The sequence below is a fragment of the Modestobacter sp. VKM Ac-2979 genome (assembly GCF_026967995.1).
Classification (GTDB): domain Bacteria; phylum Actinomycetota; class Actinomycetes; order Mycobacteriales; family Geodermatophilaceae; genus Modestobacter.
The window spans coordinates 31363-52679 of record NZ_JAPVBO010000001.1 but is presented as its reverse complement, the minus strand read 5'-3'; the positions used below and the strand labels follow the sequence as shown (position 1 = coordinate 52679).

The 21317-nt window shown below is 74.8% G+C and carries 21 protein-coding genes; 17 read left to right on the top strand and 4 right to left on the bottom strand.

Going from position 1 to position 21317, the window contains the following annotated elements:
- Positions 1-6: 6 nt before the first annotated feature.
- The 15 genes from rplU to holA all read left to right on the top strand — a co-directional run bounded on the left by rplU (position 7) and on the right by holA (position 15275).
- Positions 7-342, top strand: coding sequence for a 50S ribosomal protein L21 (gene rplU, locus O2W15_RS00260; RefSeq protein ID WP_442928864.1), 336 nt, complete (start codon positions 7-9; stop codon positions 340-342).
- A 4-nt stretch (positions 343-346) separates the two neighbouring features.
- Positions 347-634: a 50S ribosomal protein L27 gene (gene rpmA, locus O2W15_RS00255; RefSeq protein ID WP_036336698.1), complete on the top strand. Its 288-nt coding sequence runs from the start codon at positions 347-349 to the stop codon at positions 632-634.
- A 108-nt stretch (positions 635-742) separates the two neighbouring features.
- Positions 743-2230, top strand: a complete 1488-nt coding sequence (gene obgE / locus O2W15_RS00250; RefSeq protein WP_269177926.1) for a GTPase ObgE — start codon at positions 743-745, stop codon at positions 2228-2230.
- Positions 2227-3348 carry a glutamate 5-kinase gene (gene proB / locus O2W15_RS00245; RefSeq protein WP_269177925.1) on the top strand — a complete coding sequence of 374 codons (1122 nt, stop codon included), beginning with the start codon at positions 2227-2229 and terminating at the stop codon, positions 3346-3348. Before obgE ends, proB begins: the two co-directional genes overlap by 4 nt.
- A 12-nt stretch (positions 3349-3360) precedes the next feature.
- A complete protein-coding gene (gene def / locus O2W15_RS00240) occupies positions 3361-3840 on the top strand; it encodes a peptide deformylase (RefSeq protein ID WP_269161934.1) in 480 nt (159 codons plus the stop codon).
- 67 nt (positions 3841-3907) lie between these two features.
- A complete protein-coding gene (locus O2W15_RS00235; protein ID WP_269177924.1) occupies positions 3908-5158 on the top strand; it encodes a glutamate-5-semialdehyde dehydrogenase in 1251 nt (416 codons plus the stop codon).
- 32 nt (positions 5159-5190) lie between these two features.
- Positions 5191-6075, top strand: a complete 885-nt coding sequence (locus tag O2W15_RS00230; protein ID WP_269161936.1) for an AAA family ATPase — start codon at positions 5191-5193, stop codon at positions 6073-6075.
- Positions 6075-7514 carry a vWA domain-containing protein gene (locus tag O2W15_RS00225; RefSeq protein ID WP_269177923.1) on the top strand — a complete coding sequence of 480 codons (1440 nt, stop codon included), beginning with the start codon at positions 6075-6077 and terminating at the stop codon, positions 7512-7514. Before O2W15_RS00230 ends, O2W15_RS00225 begins: the two co-directional genes overlap by 1 nt.
- A 316-nt stretch (positions 7515-7830) precedes the next feature.
- Positions 7831-8610, top strand: coding sequence for a nicotinate-nucleotide adenylyltransferase (gene nadD, locus O2W15_RS00220; protein WP_269161938.1), 780 nt, complete (start codon positions 7831-7833; stop codon positions 8608-8610).
- Complete coding sequence (rsfS, locus tag O2W15_RS00215; RefSeq protein ID WP_269161939.1) at positions 8607-9056, top strand: ribosome silencing factor; 450 nt, start codon at positions 8607-8609, stop codon at positions 9054-9056. Before nadD ends, rsfS begins: the two co-directional genes overlap by 4 nt.
- A complete protein-coding gene (locus O2W15_RS00210; protein ID WP_269177922.1) occupies positions 9053-9823 on the top strand; it encodes a histidine phosphatase family protein in 771 nt (256 codons plus the stop codon). Before rsfS ends, O2W15_RS00210 begins: the two co-directional genes overlap by 4 nt.
- A gap of 46 nt (positions 9824-9869) precedes the next feature.
- Positions 9870-10790, top strand: a complete 921-nt coding sequence (locus O2W15_RS00205) for a DegV family protein (RefSeq protein WP_269161941.1) — start codon at positions 9870-9872, stop codon at positions 10788-10790.
- A 138-nt stretch (positions 10791-10928) separates the two neighbouring features.
- A complete protein-coding gene (locus tag O2W15_RS00200; RefSeq protein WP_269177921.1) occupies positions 10929-11780 on the top strand; it encodes a ComEA family DNA-binding protein in 852 nt (283 codons plus the stop codon).
- A 44-nt stretch (positions 11781-11824) separates the two neighbouring features.
- Positions 11825-14398: a ComEC/Rec2 family competence protein gene (locus tag O2W15_RS00195; RefSeq protein ID WP_269177920.1), complete on the top strand. Its 2574-nt coding sequence runs from the start codon at positions 11825-11827 to the stop codon at positions 14396-14398.
- The gene (gene holA, locus O2W15_RS00190) at positions 14316-15275 is read left to right on the top strand and encodes a DNA polymerase III subunit delta (protein WP_269161944.1); all 960 of its coding nucleotides are present in this window, start codon (positions 14316-14318) and stop codon (positions 15273-15275) included. The genes O2W15_RS00195 and holA overlap by 83 nt, the downstream gene beginning before the upstream one ends.
- 153 nt (positions 15276-15428) lie before the next feature.
- Here the strand turns inward: holA and rpsT are convergent, their stop codons facing one another.
- Positions 15429-15689 (bottom strand): 30S ribosomal protein S20, encoded by a 261-nt coding sequence (gene rpsT / locus O2W15_RS00185; protein ID WP_269161945.1) that lies wholly within the window; start codon positions 15687-15689, stop codon positions 15429-15431.
- A gap of 211 nt (positions 15690-15900) precedes the next feature.
- Here rpsT and lepA point away from each other — a divergent pair, with 211 nt between their 5' ends.
- Both lepA and O2W15_RS00175 read left to right on the top strand, forming a co-directional pair.
- A complete protein-coding gene (gene lepA, locus O2W15_RS00180) occupies positions 15901-17748 on the top strand; it encodes a translation elongation factor 4 (protein WP_269161946.1) in 1848 nt (615 codons plus the stop codon).
- Complete coding sequence (locus tag O2W15_RS00175; protein ID WP_269177919.1) at positions 17745-18401, top strand: MOSC domain-containing protein; 657 nt, start codon at positions 17745-17747, stop codon at positions 18399-18401. The genes lepA and O2W15_RS00175 overlap by 4 nt, the downstream gene beginning before the upstream one ends.
- 4 nt (positions 18402-18405) lie before the next feature.
- Here O2W15_RS00175 and O2W15_RS00170 read toward each other — a convergent pair whose 3' ends face one another.
- From O2W15_RS00170 to selD, 3 genes are all read right to left on the bottom strand, one after another.
- Positions 18406-19371 (bottom strand): zinc-binding dehydrogenase, encoded by a 966-nt coding sequence (locus O2W15_RS00170; protein ID WP_269177918.1) that lies wholly within the window; start codon positions 19369-19371, stop codon positions 18406-18408.
- 70 nt (positions 19372-19441) lie between these two features.
- Positions 19442-20020 (bottom strand): hypothetical protein, encoded by a 579-nt coding sequence (locus O2W15_RS00165; protein ID WP_269177917.1) that lies wholly within the window; start codon positions 20018-20020, stop codon positions 19442-19444.
- Between the two features lie 160 nt (positions 20021-20180).
- A complete protein-coding gene (gene selD, locus O2W15_RS00160; protein ID WP_269177916.1) occupies positions 20181-21188 on the bottom strand; it encodes a selenide, water dikinase SelD in 1008 nt (335 codons plus the stop codon).
- Between the last annotated feature and the right edge of the window lie 129 nt (positions 21189-21317).

The following is a 21317-nucleotide window of genomic DNA, read 5'->3' as shown; positions in this document are numbered from 1 at the left end:
GGACACATGGAACCGATCGAGGAGTCAGTGGTGTACGCAGTCGTCAAGGCCGGTGGAGCGCAGCACAAGGTGGGTGTCGGTGACACGTTCACCATCAACCGCCTCAGCGGAGAGGCCGGTGACACCGTCACCCTTCCGGCCATCCTGCTGGTCGACGGCGACACCGTCACCGCCGACGCTCAGACGCTCGCCGGCGTCACCGTGACCGGCGAGATCGTCGAGCACGGCAAGGGCCCGAAGATCCACATCCACAAGTTCAAGAACAAGACGGGCTACCACAAGCGCCAGGGGCACCGTCAGCCCCTGACCAGCGTCGTGGTCCGCGACATCACGAAGGGCTGACGACATGGCACACAAGAAGGGCGCATCGTCGTCCCGTAACGGTCGCGACTCGAACGCCCAGCGCCTGGGCGTCAAGCGCTTCGGTGGTCAGGTCGTCAAGGCGGGCGAGATCATCGTCCGCCAGCGCGGCACCCACTTCCACCCGGGTCTCGGCGTCGGCCGTGGCAAGGACGACACCCTGTTCGCGCTCGTGCCCGGCTCGGTGACCTTCGGGTTCCGCCGCGGCCGCCGCGAGGTCGCCATCACGGCCGTCGGCGCCCCGGTTGCCGCCCGTGAGACCGCCTCGGTCTGAGCACCACCCAGCACCACCAGCTCTGACCGGGTGGCGGCGCCGACTCTCGGCGCCGCCACCCGTTGCCCTTTCCGGACAGTTCGGCCGTAACGCAGAGAGGCGGCGATCATGGCCGCTTTCGTCGACCGCGTGACGGTCCACGTCTCGGCAGGCAAGGGTGCCAACGGGGTCAGCTCCGTGCACCGCGAGAAGTTCAAGCCGCTGGGCGGCCCCGACGGGGGCGACGGCGGTGACGGCGGCGACGTCGTCCTCCAGGTCGACCCCAGCGTGCACACCCTGCTGGACTTCCACCACCGTCCGCACCAGAAGGCCGGCAACGGCAAGCAGGCAGCCGGCGACTACCGCAACGGCGGACGCGGGGCCGACCTGGTCCTCGGCGTGCCCTCCGGCACCGTCGTGAGCGTCGGCGGTCAGGTCGTCGCCGACCTGGTCGGCGCCGGCGCCCGGCTCGTCCTCGCCCGCGGCGGCAAGGGCGGTCTGGGCAACGCGGCGCTGGCCAACGCCCGCCGCAAGGCCCCCGGGTTCGCGCTGCTCGGCGAGCCCGGCGAGGCCGTGGACGCCGTCCTCGAGCTGAAGAGCATCGCCGACGTCGGTCTGGTCGGGTACCCCTCGGCCGGCAAGTCCTCGCTCGTCGCCTCGATGTCGGCCGCCCGCCCCAAGATCGCCGACTACCCCTTCACCACGCTGGTGCCGCAGCTGGGCGTGATCCGCTCCGGCGACACGACCTACACGATGGCCGACGTCCCCGGGTTGATCCCCGGCGCGTCCGTGGGCAAGGGCCTGGGTCTGGAGTTCCTCCGGCACGTCGAGCGCTGCGCCGTCCTGGTGCACGTGGTCGACATGGCGACGATGGAGCCCGGCCGCGACCCGGAGACCGACATCGAGGCGCTCGAGCACGAGCTGCGCGAGTACGGCGGCGAGGACCTCGACCTGGTCGGCCGGCTGCGGATCGCCGTGCTGAACAAGATCGACGTCCCGGACGGCCGCGAGCTCGTCGACCTGGTGCGCGCCTCGTTGGAGGAGCGCGGCCTGCAGGTCTTCCCGATCAGCGCGGCCACCGGGGAAGGCGTGACCGAGCTGGGCTACGCGCTCGCCGCCGCCGTCCGGGAGCACCGCGCCTCGCTGCCGGACCTCCCGCCGGCCCCGATCACCATCACCCCGCGCGCCGTCGACGACGGCGGCTTCACCGTCGAGCGCGACCCCCGCACCGACGGGTGGGTCGTGCTCGGGGTGCGCCCGGAGCGCTGGGTCCGGCAGACCGACTTCAGCAACGACGAGGCCGTGGGCTACCTGGCCGACCGGCTCAACCGGCTCGGCGTCGAGGAGGGGCTGGCCAAGGCCGGCGCCGTCCCCGGTGACGCGATCACCGTCGGCGACGTCACGTTCGACTGGGAGCCCACCCTCCCGGCCGGCACGCTGACCATCGAGGAGACCGCGGGCCTGGGTGGCCGCGGTACCGACACCCGGCTGGAGGACAACACCCGGCTGTCGGCCGAGGAGCGCCTGCTGGCCAAGAAGGCCCGCCGGCTGCCGTACGAGGTCACCGAGGGCGACGGCTGGATCGACGCCGGCCTCCTCGACGACACCGACCGGTGACCGCCCGCGCGGAGATCGCCGCCGCGCAGCGGGTGGTGGTCAAGGTCGGGTCCTCGTCGCTGACCACGCTGCCCGGCGGGCTGGACGAGACCCGGCTGCGGGCGCTGGTCGACGTCCTCGGCGCGCTGCGGGCCGCCGGCCGGCAGGTCGTGCTCGTCTCCTCCGGGGCGATCGCCGCGGGGCTGGCGCCGCTGGGGCTGGCCGGCCGCCCCCGCGACCTGGCCACCGCGCAGGCGGCTGCGAGCGTCGGGCAGCTGCGGCTGGTGCAGACCTACGCGGATGCCTTCGCCGCCCACGACGTGACCGTCGGCCAGGTGCTGCTCACCGCCGACGACCTGACCCGGCGCAGCCACTACCGCAACGCGCAGCAGACGATCGAGCGGCTCCTGGCGCTCGGCGTGCTGCCGATCGTCAACGAGAACGACACGGTCGCCACCGAGGAGATCCGGTTCGGCGACAACGACCGGCTCGCCGCGCTGGTCGCCCATGTCGCCATGGCCGACGCCCTGCTGCTGCTCTCCGACGTGGACGGCGTCTACGACGGCGACCCGCGCACCGGTCCGGCCGCGCTGGTCGACACCGTGCACGGCCCGGCGGACCTGGCGGCGGTGACGCTCGGCTCGGCCAGCCGCAACGGCGTCGGCACCGGCGGGATGGCCACCAAGGTGGAGGCCGCGTTCATCGCCTCGGCGGCGGGGGTGCCCGTCGTGGTCACCTCCACCGCGCAGGCGGCGGACGCACTGGCCGGGGAACGGGTGGGCACGCTGTTCGCCCCCACCGGGCGGCGTCCCTCGGCCCGGCAGTTCTGGCTCCGCTACGCCAGCCGCCCCCGCGGCCGGGTGCTGCTCGACGAGGGCGCGGTCCGCGCCGTCCGGGAACGGCACGCCTCACTGCTGGCCGCGGGCATCACCGGGGTGACCGGGGAGTTCCTCGCCGACGACCCGGTGGAGCTGGTCGGCCCGGACGGCGAGGTGGTCGCCCGCGGCCTGGTCGCCTACGACGCCCGCGAGCTGCCGGCGCTGCTCGGGCGCAAGACCGGTGACCTGGACCCGGAGCACCGCCGCGAGGTCGTCCACCGCGACGAGATGGTCCTCGTCGGGCGCCGCACTCCCGGCTGAGAGACTGCCCCCGTGACTGTTCGCCCCATCCGCGAGATCGGTGACCCGGTGCTGCGCACCCCGGCCGACCCGATCCGCGCCTTCGACAAGGACCTCGCCGCGCTCGTCCGCGACCTGGAGGAGACCGTCGACCACCCCGGCCGGGCCGGGGTGGCGGCGACCCAGATCGGGGTCGGCCTGCGGGTCTTCTCCTACAACGTCGACGGCGTCATCGGGCACATGGTGAACCCGGTGATCGCCGAGCGCAGCGAGGAGACCCAGGACGACGACGAGGGCTGCCTGTCGATCCCGGGGCTCTACGCCCCCACCGTCCGGGCGATGCACTGCGTCGCCGAGGGGTTCGACGTGCACGGTGAGCCGCTCCGGATCGAGGGCAGCGGACTGCTCGCCCGGTGCCTGCAGCACGAGGTCGACCACCTCGACGGGAAGCTCTTCGTCGACCGGCTGACCGGCGATGCCCGCAAGCAGGTCCTCCGCGCCCTGCGCAGCTGAGGGAGGCCCCCGCCGCCCGCTGGCTCGCGGCGGGACCCGGCACGGGGGCCGCGCGTAACCTCGGTACGTGTCCGACGCCGACTTCCCGCTGATCGGGGCCGCCGCGGTCCGCGCCCGTGCGGCCGCCCGCGTGCTGCGCACCCTGCCCACCGAGACCAAGGACGCCGCGCTCGCCGCGATGGCGCAGGCGCTGCTGGAGCGGGCCGACGAGGTGCTCGCCGCCAACGCCGCCGACGTGGAGGCCGCCGCGGCGGACGGCACGCCGGCCTCGGTGCTGGACCGGCTGCGGCTGGACCCGGCCCGGCTGGCCGCGGTGGCCGACGCGCTGCGACACCTGGTCTCGCTGCCCGACCCGGTCGGCGACGTCGTCCGCGGGTCGACGCTGGCCAACGGGCTGCAGCTGCGCCAGGTGCGGGTGCCGCTCGGTGTGGTCGGGATCGTCTACGAGGCCCGTCCCAACGTGACCGTCGACGCCGCCGGGCTCTGCCTGAAGAGCGGGAACGCGGCGCTGCTGCGCGGGTCCGGCTCGGCGCACCGCACCAACACCGCGCTGGTCGCCGTCCTCACCGAGGCCGCCGAGAAGGCCGGGTTGCCCGCTGGGTCGATCGCGCTGCTGCCGGCGGACCGGGCGTCGGTCGGGGAGCTGCTCAACGCCCGTGGGCTGGTCGACGTGGTCATCCCGCGGGGCGGGGCCTCGCTGATCAACCGGGTGGTGCGGGAGGCGACCGTGCCGGTGATCGAGACCGGCGTCGGCAACTGCCACGTCTACGTCGACGCCTCCGCCGATCCGGCGATGGCCGAGGCGATCGTGCTGAACGCCAAGACCTCGCGGGTCAGCGTGTGCAACTCCGCGGAGACCCTGCTGGTGCACCGGGACGTCGCCTTCCTGCCCCGGCTGCTGGCCGCGCTGGCCGACGCCGGGGTCACGCTGCACGGCGACGAGGCCGCGGCCGAGGCCCACGAGGGCGTCGTCCCCGCCACGGACGAGGACTGGGCCACCGAGTACCTGTCGCTGGACATGGCCGTCCGGGTGGTCGACGACCTCCCGGGGGCGCTGGACCACATCAGCCGGTGGGGGAGCGGGCACAGCGAGGCGATCGTCGCCGACTCCGCCCGGGCGATCGCCGAGTTCACCGCCGGGGTCGACGCGGCCGCCGTGCTGGTCAACGCCTCCACCCGGTTCACCGACGGCGGCGAGTTCGGGTTCGGCGCCGAGATCGGCATCTCCACCCAGAAGCTGCACGCCCGCGGTCCGCTCGGGCTGCCGGAGCTCACCTCCACCACCTACGTCGTCACGGGCAACGGCCACACCCGCTGACCCCGGCACGCACCCGCTCAACGAGGAGCCGCATGTCCCGCACGCCCACGCACGCCGCCCAGTTCGCCGACGTGGCGGACGTGACGACGCGGTTGTCGGCCGCGGGGTACCTGCCCGACGCCCAGATCGCCACGACCGTCTTCCTGGCCGACCGGCTGGGCAAGCCGCTGCTGGTCGAGGGCCCGGCCGGGGTGGGCAAGACCGAGCTGGCCAAGGCGATGGCCGCCGCGACGGGCTCGGAGCTCATCCGGCTGCAGTGCTACGAGGGCCTGGACGAGGCGCGGGCGCTGTACGAGTGGAACTACAAGAAGCAGCTGCTCCGGATCTCCGCGGCGGGCACCGGCGGTGCCGACTGGGACACCGTGCACGACGACGTCTTCGGTGAGGAGTTCCTGCTCGCCCGGCCGCTGCTGACCGCGATCCGGCGCACCGACCCGACTGTGCTCCTCATCGACGAGACCGACAAGGCCGACGTCGAGGTGGAGGGCCTGCTGCTGGAGGTGCTCAGCGACTTCCAGGTGACCATCCCCGAGCTGGGCACCATCACCGCCACCCGCCGCCCCCTGGTGGTGCTCACCTCCAACGCCACCCGCGAGCTGTCCGAGGCGCTCAAGCGGCGCTGCCTGTACCTGGCGCTGGACTACCCGAGCGCCGAGCGGGAGCGGGAGATCGTGCTGTCCCGGGTGCCCGACCTGGCTCCGGGCCTGGCCGACCAGCTGGTGCGCACGGTCCGGGCCCTGCGGGCGCTGGAGCTGAAGAAGTCGCCGTCGATCTCCGAGACGCTGGACTGGGCGCAGACGCTGCTGGCCCTCGGCCTGGACACCCTGGACGAGTCGGCGATGCGTTCGACGCTGGGCGTGGTGCTCAAGCACGCCAGTGACCAGGCCCGGGCCGCCGCCGAGCTCCGGCTGAACTGATGCCGCCGGGAGCCGCCGCCGTCGAGCCGGGTGGGCTGGTCGGGCACCTCGACGGCTTCGTCCGCGCGGTGCGGGAGGCCGGCGTGCCGGTCGGGATCAGCCAGGCGGTGGACGCCGCCCAGGTGCTCACCGTCGTCGACCTGCTCGACCGGGAGCAGCTGCGGCACGGCCTGGCCGCGGTGCTGCTCCGCCGGGCCGCCCAGCGGGATGTCTTCGACGTGCTGTTCGACCTCTGGTGGCCGCTGACCGACCGGCCGGTGCCCATCGCGGACGACGACGGAGCGGAGGACGGCGGCGAGGACGGCGAGCCCGGCACCGACGGACCGCTGCCGGTGGGCGATCCGGGCGCCCTGGCCGCGGCGCTGCGCGCCGAGCTGCTGCGGCTGCTGCTGGAGGGGGACGAGGAGGCCTTGCGCCGGTTCGCCCGGCTCGCGGTCGACCAGCTGGGCGCCGGGGCGCCCACCCCCTCGGGGCAGTCGTTCTTCAGCTACCGGGTGCTGCGCGCACTGTCGCCGGACACGCTGGTGGCGCAGCTGCTGGCCGGGATGCTCGCCGGCGGTGAGGCCGGCGGGCTGGCCGAGCAGGTGGCCCGGTCGACGGCGAAGGAGCGGATCGCGGCGTTCCGGACGGCGGTGGAGGCCGAGGTGCGGCGCCGCACCGCCGCGGAGAAGGGGCGGGACAAGGTCGCCCGCAACGCCGTCCGCCCGATGGCCGACCAGGTCGACTTCCTCCGCGCCCAGCAGGCCGACCTCGCCGAGCTGCGCCGCACCGTGGCGCCGCTGGCGCGGCGGCTGGCCGTGCGGCTGTCGGCCCGCCGGCGGCTGGGCCGGGCCGGGCGGCTGGACTTCCGCCGCACGGTGCGCGCCTCGCTGGCCACCGGCGGGATGCCGCTGGTCACGCACCACCGGCCGCGGGCGGTGCACAAGCCCGAGCTGGTGGTGCTCTGCGACGTCAGCGGCTCGGTGGCTGGCTTCAGCCACTTCACCCTGATGCTGACCCAGGCGCTGCGCGAGCACTTCAGCGGCGTGCGCGCCTTCGCCTTCGTCGACTCGACCGACGAGGTGACCCGGTTCTTCACACCCGGGGCCGACGTGGTCGACGCGATCGCCCGGATCGGCCGGGAGGCCGACGTGGTCAGCTTCGACGGGCACAGCGACTACGGCAACGCGCTGGAGGTCTTCGCCGAGAAGTGGCCGGCGGCGGTCGGCCCGAAGACGTCGCTGCTGGTGCTCGGCGACGGTCGCACCAACTACCGGCACCCGGGCCTGCCGACGCTGGCGGACCTGGTGCGGCGGTCGCGGTCGGCCCACTGGCTCAACCCGGAGCCGCGCCGGCTGTGGGGGAGCGGCGACTCGGCCGCCGACCGGTACGCCGACGTCATCCCGATGGTGGAGGTCCGCACCGCGGCGCAGCTGGCGGACTTCGTCACCACCCTCTGAGCCGGGGCCTCGGTCGCCCGGGGTGTGTCCCCGTACATGACGACACGCCGACGGAATCGTTCCCATGGGAGCTCCTCCCTGCGGACCCGGGACCCAGACGGCATCGTCCGATCGGGCACGACGGCAGGGTGGACGACGGGGCCGGAGCACGGGGTGCGCGATCACGCGGCGTTCCCCGGGTGGCGAGCGGCGGCACGGGGGAGCCGGTCGCCGACCGGCGCACACCGGCAGCACCCGGCCGTCGTGCCCCTCCCGCTGGTCGCCGGAGCCGGTGGTCGGACGACCGGCTCCGGCAGCGCCGGGCTAGGCTCGATCGGTGGCAGGACGTCGACTCGGGGTGATGGGCGGCACGTTCGACCCCATCCACCACGGGCACCTGGTGGCCGCCAGCGAGGTCGCCGGGCTGTTCGGGCTCGACGAGGTCGTCTTCGTGCCGACCGGTCAGCCCTGGCAGAAGTCCGACCGGGGCGTGAGCCCTGCCGAGGACCGCTACCTGATGACCGTGATCGCGACCGCCTCCAACCCGCGCTTCTCCGTCAGCCGGGTCGACGTCGACCGGGGCGGGCCGACGTACACCATCGACACCCTGACCGATCTCCACCGCCTGCACCCCGACGCCGAGCTGTTCTTCATCACCGGCGCCGACGCGCTCGCCCAGATCGTGGGCTGGCGGGAGACGGACAAGCTCTTCCAGTTGGCGCACTTCGTGGGCGTCACCCGGCCCGGGTACCAGCTGGCCGACGCCGACCTCCCGCGCGGTGCGGTCAGCCTGGTCGAGGTGCCGGCGCTGGCGATCAGCTCCACCGACTGCCGCGACCGGGTGCGCCGGGGACGGCCCGTCTGGTACCTGGTGCCCGACGGTGTGGTCCAGTACATCGAGAAGCGCGGGCTGTACCACCCCGGCGCGGCCGGGCCCGACGAGCTGCTGCCCGACACCGCCCCGCGGGTCGGTGGCTTCCCGGCCGAGCGGCTCGTGGCCCTCGACCACCGGGAGACCGCGGCCACCGACCACCGTGAGACCGCGGCCCCCGACCTGAGCGACACCCCCACCCACGGGGACGATCCGTCCCCCGACCTGCAGGAGATCCCCCGATGACCGCCTCGGACGAGGCACGCGAGACCGCGCTCATCGCAGCGCAGGCCGCCGCCGACAAGCTCGCCACCGATGTCTCGATCGTCGACGTCAGTGACCGCCTGGCGATCACCGACGCGTTCGTCCTGACCTCGGCGCCCAACGAACGTCAGGTCCAGTCGATCGTCGACGGGGTGGAGGAGCGCCTGCGCGAGCACGGTGTGAAGCCGGTCCGCCGCGAGGGCATGGCCGAGGGGCGGTGGGTGCTGCTGGACTTCGTCGACGTCGTCGTGCACGTGCAGCACGCCGAGGAGCGCGCCTACTACGCCCTCGAGCGGCTCTGGAAGGACTGCCCGGTGATCCCGTTCACCGACGGCGCGGTCCCTGCCGCCCCGACGCCCGCTGAGCAGGAGGCTGCCGCCGCCGATGAGGGCAGCGGCGAGGACGCCCCGGGCGAGTCCGGCCGGTGACCGGGGGCGCCGACGCCCCGGCAGTGCCCCGGCTGCTCGTGTGGCGGCACGGCCGTACCGAGTGGAACGCCGCCGGGCGCTTCCAGGGCCAGCTCGACCCGCCCCTGGACGCCGAGGGGCGGGCCCAGGCCGCACGCACCGCACCGCACGTCGCCGCCCTGCTGGAGGGCCAGGAGGTGCTGCTGGTCTCCAGCGACCTGCAGCGCGCGGTCGACACGGCCGGTGCGCTGGCCCCGCTGCTGGGCGTGCAGCTGCGCATCGACGAGCGGCTGCGCGAGCACGGGCTGGGCAGCTGGGAGGGCCTGACCCGGCACGAGGTGGCCGACCGGCACCCGGGGCAGTACGCCGACTGGATGGCCGGCCGCCCGGTGCCCGAGCGCGGCGGAGAGGCGCAGGCCGACGTCGCCGCGCGGGCACTGGCGGCCGTGGCCGACCTGCCGCCGGCGGCCACGGCCGTGCTGGTGACCCACGGCGGGACGGCCGGCCGGCTGATCGAGGCGCTGCTGGGGCTGGGGGCGGAGCACAAGCGGGTCTTCGGGCCGCTGGGCAACTGCCACTGGAGCGAGCTGTCCTTCCAGGCCTCGGGCTGGCGGCTGATGCGGCACAACCTGTCGGCGCCGACGCCGGAGGGCGTGGAGGGCGGCGCGCGGGCGACCGGTGACCGTGGTCCCTTCCCCGAGCCCTCGGCCACCGACGCCCCCGACGCGCCGCGGGCGGGAGCCAGCCCCGAGGAGGGCGCACCGGCGACCGACGCCGACGCCGGCTGACCAGCCACTCCCGCGGCGCCGCGCACCACGCGGCTAGCCTCGCGCCATGTCCGTCGCCGTGGTCACCGACTCGACGGCCTACCTGCCGGCCGACGTCGTCGAGCACTTCGGCATCGAGGTCGTGCCGCTGTACGTGGTGCTCGCCGGGCGGTCCGGCCGGGAGGGCAGCGACGTCACCTCCGCCGAGGTCGCCCGTTCGCTGGCCGTCCGGGGCGGGCACGTCAGCACGTCCCGCCCGACGCCGGGGGACTTCGTCGCCGTCTACCGGCGGCTGCTGGACGGCGGCGCCGACCGGCTGGTGTCGGTGCACCTGTCCGGGGAGCTGTCGGGCACGTGGGACGCCGCCCGGGTGGCGGCGGCGCAGGTCGGTGAGCACCTGGTGACCGTGCTGGACTCCCGGTCGGCCGCGATGGGCACCGGGTTCGCCGTGCTGGCCGCCGCCCGGGCCGCGGCGGACGGCGCCTCGGCCGCCGAGGTGGCCGAGGCGGCGCGGCAGACGGCGGCGGCGACCCGCACCTTCTTCGTCGTCGACACCCTGGAGCACCTGCGGCGCGGCGGGCGGATCGGTGCAGCGGCCGCCCTGCTGGGCAGTGCCCTCGCGGTGAAGCCGGTGCTGCACGTGACCGACGGCCAGGTGGTCGCCCTGGAGAAGGTGCGCACCTCGGCCCGCGCGCTCAACCGGCTGGTCCAGCGCGCGGCCGACGTGGCCGGTGACGCGCCGGTGGCGGCGGCGGTGCACCACCTCGCCGCCCCTGAGCGCGCGCAACGGCTCGCCGACCAGCTCGCCGCCCGGCTCCCGGCGCTGACCGAGCTGTACGTCAGCGAGCTGGGGGCCGCCGTCGGGGCGCACGTCGGGCCCGGAGCGGTCGGGGTGGTCGTCGACCCCACGCCCCGGCCCGCGACCCAGGCGGGACAGCGGCCGGCGGACGCGCCACCGCCGGACCCGTCGGCGCACGGGCAGGACTGAGGGCGGGAGCTCGGGCACCCGGCCACGGTCCGGCGGTCCCGGCACTGCGCGGGGGTCGCCGTCCACAACGGTGCCCGCCGTCCACAACCTGCCCGCGGGCCTCGGCGGGGGCGGCGCCGGCTCCCTAGCGTCCGTGCCGTGCGCCCTCCTGCCCGTCGCAGCGACGACTCCGACGTCATCCGGGCACGGCTCCGGGCCCTGCTGGCGGAGGGGCAGTCCGGGGGCTGGGTCCCCGACGCGGGCGAGCCGGGTGGGCCGTCCGACGACGGTGGCTGGCCGGAGGACGAGGACGACCGGGCGACCCAGCCCGTCGAACCCGCACACCTGCCCGCGGGGCTCGGCCGGCACCGCGCTCCCGGGCGTGCTGCCCGCCTCGACCCCGGTCGTCCGGGCGCCTGGGCGCTGTGGGGAGTCGCGGTGCTGGCGGCGGTCGTCGTCGTCGGCTGGACGTGGGTCGACCGCCCGGTCGTCGACCAGGTGCCGGCGGCTGCGTCGAGCGGTGCTGCGGTGGCCACCGCGAGCCCGGTGCCACCTGCCTCGGCTGCCCCCGCACCCGGCGCACCGACCGGCGCGGTCGTGGTCTCGGTCGTCGGGTTGGTCGGCACCCCGGGCCTGGTCACGTTGCCGGCCGGGGCGCGGGTGGCCGATGCGCTGGCCGCGGCCGGCGGGCTGTTGCCCGAGGCCGACCCGGCGTCGGTGAACGCGGCTGCCGTGGTCACCGACGGTCAGCAGATCGCCGTCGGGGTGCCCGGGGCGGTGGCCGGCGCGGAGCCGGCGGGCGGTGCAGCGGCGGGCGGGGCCCTGTTGGACCTGAACACCGCGACCGTCGCGGAGCTCGACGCGCTGCCGGGGATCGGCCCCGTGCTCGCCCAGCGGATCGTCGACCACCGCTCCGCACACGGGCCGTTCACCAGCGTCGACCGGCTGGACGACGTCAGCGGCATCGGACCGGCGATCTTCGCCGACCTGGCCGAGCGGGTGCGGGTCTGATTAGGCCAGCGCCGGGTGCCGGGCGCCCGGTCCACCGGGTGCCGGTGACGGAGCGGTGGTCGTGGCTCGACCTCCGGCTCGTCCCACCCGCGGCCACCGTGTGGGTGCTGACCCTGCTGGCACCCCAGCTGCCCGTCGGGCTGCTCCTCACCCTCGCGGTGGTCGCGACCCTCGGTGCCGCTGGTCTGCTGCTGGCCGGCGGACCCGGCCGCGCCGGCACGCTCCGAGGGGTCGCGGTGCGCGGGGTCGTCATCGGCTGCCTGGCCGCGGTCACCGTCACCGGGGCCGCCGCGGCGGTCCGGGCCCAGGCGCGGGCGGCGTCACCCCTGCTGACGCTCGCCGACCGTGGATCGGTCGTCGAGGTGGTCATGGAGCTGACCGACGACCCGCGGCCGGTGGCCGGTGCCGGACCGGCCCGGGTGCTCGTCAACGGCACCGTCTCCCAGGCCGCCGGCCGGACCGTGGCCGACGACCCGGTGCTGCTCTTCGGCACCGCAGAGGAGTGGGCCGGGCTGCTCCCCGGTCAAGCGGTGCGAACCCACGTCCTGGTTCGACCGGCCGAGCCGACCGACGACGTCGTGGCCGTGCTGTCGGCGCGGTCACCGCCCGATCCGGTCGGTGGGCCGGGTCTCGTGCAGGACGCGGCCGGGTCCCTGCGGGCCGGGCTGGCCGACTCGGCTGCCCGCACCCTGCCCGACCGCCCGGCAGGCCTGCTCCCCGGCCTGGTCGTGGGCGACACCAGCGCCATGGACCCCGCTCTGGTGGAGGAGTTCCGGGTCGCGGGCCTGGCGCACCTGACGGCCGTCTCCGGGGCCAACGTGGCGATCGTGGTGGCGCTGGTGCTCTGGCCGCTGCGGGCGCGGGCGGTCGACCGGCGGTGGCAGGCGCTGGCCGCGGGCCTGGCGATCGCCGGGTTCGTCGTCCTCGCCCGCCCGGGGGCCAGCGTGCTGCGGGCTGCGGCCATGGGCGCGGTGGCGGTGCTGGCGCTGGCCTCCGGCCGGGCCCGTGCCGCAGTCCCGGCGCTGGCGGCCACCGTCCTGGTGCTATTGCTCCTGGCACCGGGGCTGGCGACCGACGTCGGGTTCGCGCTGTCGGTCTCCGCCACGGCGGCGATCGTGCTGCTGGCGCCGGGCTGGTCCCGGGCGCTCCGCCGCCACCGCGCGCCCCGTCCGCTGGCCGATGCCGTCGCGGTCAGTGCGGCCGCCGGCGTGGTCACCGCGCCCCTGATCGCCGGCCTCTCCGGGCTGGTCAGCCTGGTGTCCCTGCCGGCCAACCTGCTGGCCGCGCCCGCAGTGCCCCCGGCGACCGCGCTGGGCGTGCTGGCCGCCCTGGTGTCGCCCGCAGCGCCCTGGCTGGCCGACGGGCTCACCTGGCTCGCCGGTTGGCCGGTGCGCTGGCTGGTCGTCGTCGCCGAGCGCGCCGCGGCCGTGCCCGACGGCGCCACCGGCTGGCCGGCCGGCACCCGGGGCGCGGTCCTGCTGGCCGTCGTCCTGACCGGCGTGGTCTGGGCACTGCGGCGCTGGCCCCGGCTGCGCCCGCTGGCGCTGGCCGCCCTGGTGGGCGTCGTACTGGTCGGCTGGCCGTTGCGCCAGCTCAGCCGGGGCTGGCCGCTGCCGGACACGATCGTGGTGGCCTGCGACGTCGGCCAGGGTGATGCGCTCGTGCTGCCGACCGGTCCGGGCGAGGCGGTGCTGGTCGACGCGGGGCCGGACCCGGCCCTCATCGACGGCTGCCTGCGCCGGCTCGGGGTGCAGCGGCTGCCGCTGGTCGTGCTCTCGCACCTGGACGCCGACCACGTGGGCGGGCTGGCCGGCGCGCTGGCGGGGCGGGACGTCGGGGAGGTGGCCACCGGGACGCTGGCGCCCGACGACGAACGGGTGTCCCAGCTGGACCGGGCGGTGGCCGACGCGGGTGCGCGCCACGTGGTCCCCCTGCCGGGTGACCGGCGCACGGTCGGCAGCGCCGACCTCGAGGTGCTGGCCCCCGATCCGGCCGAGGCCGTCGCCGGGGCAGAGCCCAACGACCTGAGCCTCGTCGTCCGGGCCACCCAGCGCGGAGTCCGGGTGCTGCTCACCGGTGATCTCGGCGCGGAGGCGGAGGCGCGCCTGGTGGCGGCCGGCCTCGACCTGGGCGCCGACGTGTTCAAGGTGCCGCACCACGGCAGCGCGGACGCCGATCCGGGCTTCCTCGCCGCCAGCGGGGCGGCCGTCGCGCTGATCTCGGTGGGCGCCGACAACAGCTACGGCCACCCGACCCGGCGGCTGCTGGACTGGCTGGCCGACGCCGGGATGCGCACCCACCGGACCGACCGGGACGGCGACGTCGCGGTGGTCGGCCGGGCGGGGGAGTGGGGAGTGGCGGTGCGGGGGCCGGACGCCGTGCTGCGCGCCACCGCTGCGGCCGAGCCACTCGCCCCGGGTACGCCGGGTGCGCCACGACCGGGCGCGGGAGCGCCCCGGACCCGTCGGCGCCCCGTGGCAGCATGGCCCCGTGGCAACAGCGGCACCTCCGGCTCCGACCTCCCGGCTCCGGGTCGTGGTGGGCGAGGAGGAGCTGCTGCGCGCGCGGGCGGTCTCCGCCGTGCGCGCGGCGGTCCGCGAGCGCCACCCCGACAGTGAGGAGCACGAGCTCCCCGCGGCCGGGCTGGCGATCGGCCAGCTGGCCGACGTGCTCGCGCCCTCCCTGTTCGGCGGACACCGGCTGGTCGTCGTCACCGGGGTGCAGGAGTCCGCGGCGGCGCTGGCCGACTCCCTGGTGAGCTACACGAAGGAGCCCGACCCGGAGCTCACGCTGGTCGTCGTGCACAACGGCGGGAAGCGCAACGAGGCCCTGCTGAAGGCGTTCAAGGCGGCCGGGGCGGCGGTCGACGAGTGCCCGAAGATCAGCTCGGCGGGGGAACGGGTCGCCTTCGTGCGCAACGAGGTGCGCTTCGCCGGCGGCAAGATCACCCCGGACGCGGTGACCGCGTTGCTGGACGCGGTCGGCAACGACCTCCGCGGGCTGTCGGCCGCCGCCAGTCAGCTGGTGTCGGACTTCGGTGGGGTCGTCGACGCCGACGCCGTCGCCCGCTTCCACCGGGGCCAGGCCGAGGTCACCGGGTTCACCGTCGCCGAACGGGTGCTGGTCGGTGACATGGCCGGCTCGGTGGAGATGCTGCGGTGGGCCCTGGACCGCGGGGTGGCGCACGTGCTGATCGCCGATGCGCTGGCCGACGGGGTGCGCACGGCGGCCCGGGTCGCGTCGCTGAACACCAGCAACATCGGTGAGCTGGCCCGTCAGCTCAAGCTCCCGCCGTGGAAGGTGAAGAAGGCGCAGGCGCAGGCGCGGGGCTGGAGCATCGACGGGCTGCAGCAGGCGATCGGGGTGGTCGCCGAGCTCAACGCCGACGTGAAGGGCGCTGCCGCCAGCGCCGACTACGCGCTGGAACGGGCTGTCCGTCGGATCGTGGGCATCCGTGCCGCCGCGGCCGGCGGTCGGGCCCGCGCGCTGCGCTGACGTCTCGAGCCCACCGTCCGTCCACCCCGGCCCGGCGTCGTGGCCGGCGGCTCGCTCGGCCGGAGCTGGTGCCCGGAGGACGGGGCGGGTCCAGAGACGCGACAAGCCCCCTCCCAGCAGGGAGGGGGCTCGTCGCGGAGCGGTGCGCGCAGCTCAGAGGCTGGCGGCCTTCTTGGCCAGCGCCGACTTGCGGTTCGCAGCCTGGTTCTTGTGGATGACGCCCTTGCTGGCCGCCTTGTCCAGGGCCTTCGAGGCGGTCGCGAGGGCGGCATCGGCCGCTGCCTTGTCCCCGGCGTCGGCGGCCGTGCGGAAACGCCGCACCTGCGTCTTCAGGGCGGAGCGGACAGCGACGTTGCGCTGACGAGCGATCTCGTTGGTCTTGATCCGCTTGATCTGGGACTTGATGTTCGCCACGCGTGAGCCTCGGATGTGTCGCAGGGAGGTGTACTTCTGACAGTGCGTCCACGGCACAACGAAGCGCAGCGCGGACCGGCCTCACAAGATACCAGCCCGCCGCCGGTGACCCAACCGCGCAGGCGCGAGGCAGCTGCACAGGAGGCGCCCGACGACGCCATCCCGGGCAATCGCTCTACCGGGGCGGAGTCCGTGGGACGATGGGCGCACTGTGACGACTCCTGCCTCCACCGATCCCGCCCGGATCCGGAACTTCTGCATCATCGCCCACATCGACCACGGCAAGTCGACGCTGGCCGACCGGATGCTCGAGGTGACCGGGCTCGTCGAGGGGCGCAACATGCGCGCCCAGTACCTCGACCGGATGGACATCGAGCGCGAGCGCGGCATCACCATCAAGGCGCAGAACGTCCGCCTGCCCTGGACGCCCCGCACCGGCGACGACACCGGCACCGAGTTCGTGCTCGACATGATCGACACCCCGGGCCACGTCGACTTCACCTACGAGGTGTCCCGCTCGCTGGCCGCCTGTGAGGGCGCCGTCCTGCTCGTCGACGCCGCTCAGGGCATCGAGGCCCAGACGCTGGCGAACCTCTACCTGGCGCTGGAGAACGACCTCACGATCATCCCGGTGCTCAACAAGATCGACCTGCCCGCGGCGCAGCCGGAGAAGTACGCCGCGGAGATCGCGCACATCATCGGTTGCGACCCCGACGACGTGCTGCGGGTCAGCGGCAAGACCGGGCAGGGCGTGCCTGAGCTGCTCGACCGGATCGTGCAGGAGATCCCCGCGCCGACCGGCGACGCCGACGGCCCCGCCCGGGCGATGATCTTCGACTCGGTCTACGACATCTACCGCGGCGTCATCACCTACGTGCGCGTCGTCGACGGCCGGATCTCCGCGCGCGACAAGATCAAGATGATGTCGACGGGCGCCACGCACGAGCTGCTGGAGATCGGCGTCATCGCCCCGGAGCCCAAGCAGGTCGCGAGCCTGGGCATCGGCGAGGTCGGCTACTTCATCACCGGGGTGAAGGACGTCCGTCAGTCCCGCGTCGGTGACACCGTCACCCTCCAGCACAAGCCGGCAGCCGAGTCGATCGGCGGCTACCGCGACCCGAAGCCGATGGTCTACTCCGGGCTCTACCCGATCGACGGCAGCGACTACCCGCTGCTGCGGGAGGCACTGGACAAGCTGCTGCTCAACGACGCCGCGCTGACCTACGAGCCGGAGACGTCGGCGGCCCTGGGCTTCGGCTTCCGGGTCGGCTTCCTGGGCCTGCTGCACCTGGAGATCGTCCGCGAGCGGCTGGAGCGCGAGGCGGGCATCAGCCTGATCTCCACCGCACCCAACGTCGTGTACCGGGTGGTCATGGAGGACGGCTCCGAGATCACGGTGACCAACCCGAGCGACTGGCCGGGCGGCAAGCTGGGCACGATCTACGAGCCGATCGTCAAGGCCACGATCATCGCGCCGAGCGACTACACCGGCGTGATCATGGAGCTCTGCCAGGGCCGCCGCGGCCAGCTCGGTGGCATGGACTACCTGTCGGAGTCCCGGGTCGAGCTGCGCTACACGTTGCCGCTCGGCGAGATCATCTTCGACTTCTTCGACGCGCTGAAGTCGCGCACCCGCGGCTACGCCTCGCTGGACTACGCCGAGGCCGGTGAGCAGGAGTCGAAGCTGGTGAAGGTCGACATCCTGCTGCAGGGCGAGGCCGTCGACGCCTTCTCCGCGATCGTGCACGCCGACAAGGCCTACAGCTACGGCGTGCTGATGGCCGGCAAGCTCCGTGAGCTCATCCCGCGCCAGCAGTTCGAGGTGCCGATCCAGGCCGCCGTCGGCGCCCGGGTGATCGCCCGCGAGACCGTCCGCGCCATCCGCAAGGACGTGCTGGCCAAGTGCTACGGCGGTGACATCAGCCGCAAGCGCAAGCTGCTGGAGAAGCAGAAGGAGGGCAAGAAGCGGATGAAGATGGTCGGCCGCGTCGAGGTCCCCCAGGAGGCCTTCGTGGCCGCGCTCTCCACCAACGAGTCGACGGCCGCCAAGCCGAAGTGAGCGGGCGCGTCACCGCGGTCTGTGTCTCCGGCGCCGACCTGCTGCCGCTGCCCGGCCGGCGCCCCGACCGCAGCGGCATCGACAAGGCGCCGGTGGCCGGCCGGGTCGCCGTCGGCGAGCTGGGGCTGGACGGCGACGTCCAGGTCAACAAGAAGCACCACGGCGGCGAGGGCCAGGCGGTCTACGCCTACGCCCAGGCCGACGCCGACTGGTGGGAGGCCGAGCTCGGCCGGGAGCTGCCGCCAGGGCGCTTCGGGGAGAACCTGCGCACCACCGGGCTCGACCTGCGCAACGCCGTCCTCGGCGAGCAGTGGCAGGTCGGGACGGCGCTCCTCCAGGTGACCGCCTGGCGCACCCCGTGCGCCAACTTCGCCCGGTTCTGGGGCGTGCCCGACCTGGTGAAGCGGTTCGCCGCGCACGGCGCCACCGGTGCGTACCTGCGGGTGCTGCAGACCGGTGAGCTCGGTGCGGGGGACGAGGTCCAGGTCGTGTCCCGTCCCGACCACGGGATCACCGTGGAGACCGCCTTCCGGATCGTGATGACCCAGAAGTCGCGGCTGCCCGAGCTGGTACCGGTCGTCCGGTACCTGCCGACGAGGGCCCAGCCGGCGCTGGCCGCCAAGATCGACAAGCGGGTCGCCGCCCGGGCCTGACCGGTCAGATCGTGAAGACGATCTTCCCGGCGGTGCGGCCCTCGAGCATCCGCGCGAAGCCGTCCCGGGCCTCCGACAGCGGCAGCTCCACGTCGATCTGCGGCCGCACCCCGGTGATCCGGCACATCTGGATCAGGTCGTCGAGCTCGTCCCGGGTGCCCATCGTCGAGCCGATCACCGACAGCTGGGTGAAGAACACCCGGTTCAGCTCGGCGCCGGGGTTGAAGCCGGTGGTCGCCCCGCAGGTCACCACCACGCCGCCGGGCTTGAGCGACTTGATGCTGTGCGACCAGGTGGCCTCACCGACGGTCTCCATCACGCCGTCCACCCGCTCGGGCAGCCGGGCGCCGGTCTCGAACGCCTGGTCCGCGCCCAGCGCGAGCGCCGCCGCCCGCTTCCCCTCGCTGCGGCCGGTGACCCAGATCCGGTAGCCGGCTGCGCTGCCGAGCTTGATCAGCGCCGTGGCCACGCCGCCACTGGCCCCCTGCACGAGGACCGTCGACCCGGGCCGCAGCCCGGAGCGGACGAACAGCATCCGGTAGGCGGTCAGCCAGGCGGTGGGCAGGCACGCCGCCTCGGCGAAGGAGAGCTCGGCCGGCTTGGGGACGACGTTCCGCTTCGGGACGACGACCCGCTCGGCCATCGTCCCCTGGTGCACCTCGGAGAACAGCGACCGCTTCGGGTCCATCGTCTCGTCACCGGTCCAGCCCGGGCTGGCGACGACGCCGTGCACCACGACCTCGTTGCCGTCCGGGTCGGTGCCGGCCGCGTCGGTGCCCAGGATCATCGGCATCCGCTCCTGCGGCAGGCCGATGCCCTGGAGGCTGAACAGGTCGTGGTGGTTTAGCGAGACGGCCTTCACCTGGACCGTCGTCCAGCCCTCGGGGGCCTCGGGCTCTGGCCGGTCACCGACCTCCAGCACGGAGAGCGGGTCCTCGGGGGCGGGGGTGGCGACGAAGGCAGCGAGCATGAGCGGACGCTAACCGAGTGCCGCCGCCGCTGCGACGCGGGTCACCCCCGCCCCTCGCGGGGCGGTCCGCTCAGCAGGTGACCCGTTCCTGCCGGATGTCGGCGTCGGCCGGCGCGTTGAGCGTGAGCACCGCCGACCCGACGCCGGGCACCACGGCGAGCATGCCGCCGGTCACCCGGGCCGGGCGGACCTGCAGGGTGACGGTGCAGCCCATCTCGTCGGTCCAGGACTGCTCGGTGACCTCGCCCTGTCCCGTCCAGGACAGGTGCACGATGGCGTACCCCCGGACCGTGCCCTCGGCGGAGCCGCAGTCGTAGCGGAGCCAGCCGGTGGCCCGTGCGGACTGCAGCCCGGTCACCTGCGCCGGCACCGAGCCCTCGGTGAGGCACTCGTAGCCCCCGATGAACACCTCGCCCCGGGCGAACGCCGGCACGCCGGCCGGTGCGTAGGCCTCGAACAGGCTCTCCGCGCCGCCCTCGCCGGTCCGGTTCTCGCCGTACAGCAGCGCGGTGGCGTAGCCGATGGCACTGGCCGGCGGCCCGCTCCCGGAGTCCTGGCCGGGCGGCGACGCCGCGGCCGGGCCGGCGCCCAGCAGGAGCAGCGCCAGCCCGGTGCTGCCGCAGATCCAGGATCGTGTCGTCGTCCGCATGACCTGTCCTCTCGACGGGCCGGTCGATCAGCCGGCCGCCTCGTCGCGGCCGCGGGCCCGCCGGGAGGATGCAGCGGTCGAGGCCGGTCGGGGACGTCGTCCGGCGCGGGAGTGACCGGTCGCCCGGCGCGTCGCCGGGGACACGCTGGCGCCCTGGAGGTCAGCGGACGACGACGGCGAACTCCTGCTGGGCGACGAACTCACCGATCACCGGGGCGCCGGGCACCTCGCCGCCGAGCAGCAGCCCGCCGGAGGTCTGGGCGTCGGCGAGCAGGAGCGCCTCGTCGTCGCTGACCGCGGACAGGTCGGCGTGCGGGCGCACCCAGTCCAGGTTCCGCCGGGTGCCGCCGGAGACCCAGCCGTCGGCCAGCGCCTGCCGGGCCCCGGTCAGGTAGGGGACGGCGGCGGCGTCGACCACCGCGGTCACCCCGCTGGCGCGGGCCATCTTGTACAGGTGGCCGAGCAGGCCGAAGCCGGTGACGTCGGTGCCCGCCCGGATCCCGGCGGCGACGGCGGCCACCGACGCCTCGGCGTTGAGCGCGGTCATCGAGGCCACTGCCTCGGCCGACACCTCGCCGGTGTTCTTGTGCCGGCTGTTCAGCACGCCCACGCCCAGCGGCTTGGTCAGCGACAGCGCCGTCCCCGCGACGGCGGCGTCGTTGCGGATCAGCCGGTCCAGGTCGACCAGGCCGGTGACCGCCATGCCGTACTTCGGCTCGGGGTCGTCGATGGAGTGGCCGCCGCCGACGTGGCAGCCCGCCGCGTGCGCGACCTCCAGCCCGCCGCGCAGCACCTCCGCGGCCAGCTCGGCCGGGAGCACGTCCCGCGGCCAGCCGAGCAGGTTCACGGCCATGACCGGGGTGCCGCCCATCGCGTAGACGTCGGAGAGCGCGTTGGCCGCGGCGATCCGGCCGAAGGTGTACGCGTCGTCGACCACGGGGGTGAAGAAGTCGGTGGTGAGGACCAGCCCTTGGCCGCCGGCGATCCGCACCACGGCGGCGTCGTCCCCGTCGTCCAGGCCGACGACCAGCTCGGCCGCGGGGTGGTCCGGGCCGGTGGCGGTGAGCCCGGCGACGACCGCCTCGAGCTCGCCGGGCGGGATCTTGCAGGCGCAGCCGCCACCGTGCGCGTACTGGGTCAGCCGGACGGGCGGTGCAGTGGCGGTCACGGTCGTCGAATCTAGGCCGCTGTCCGGCCTGGTGTGGTCACCCGGGTGTGTGGGACGACTCGTCCAGGCGCCCCGGGGGTTCCGCGCTGTGGCAGTCTCCGGAGGACCAGTGCGGCCGGGACCACCCCG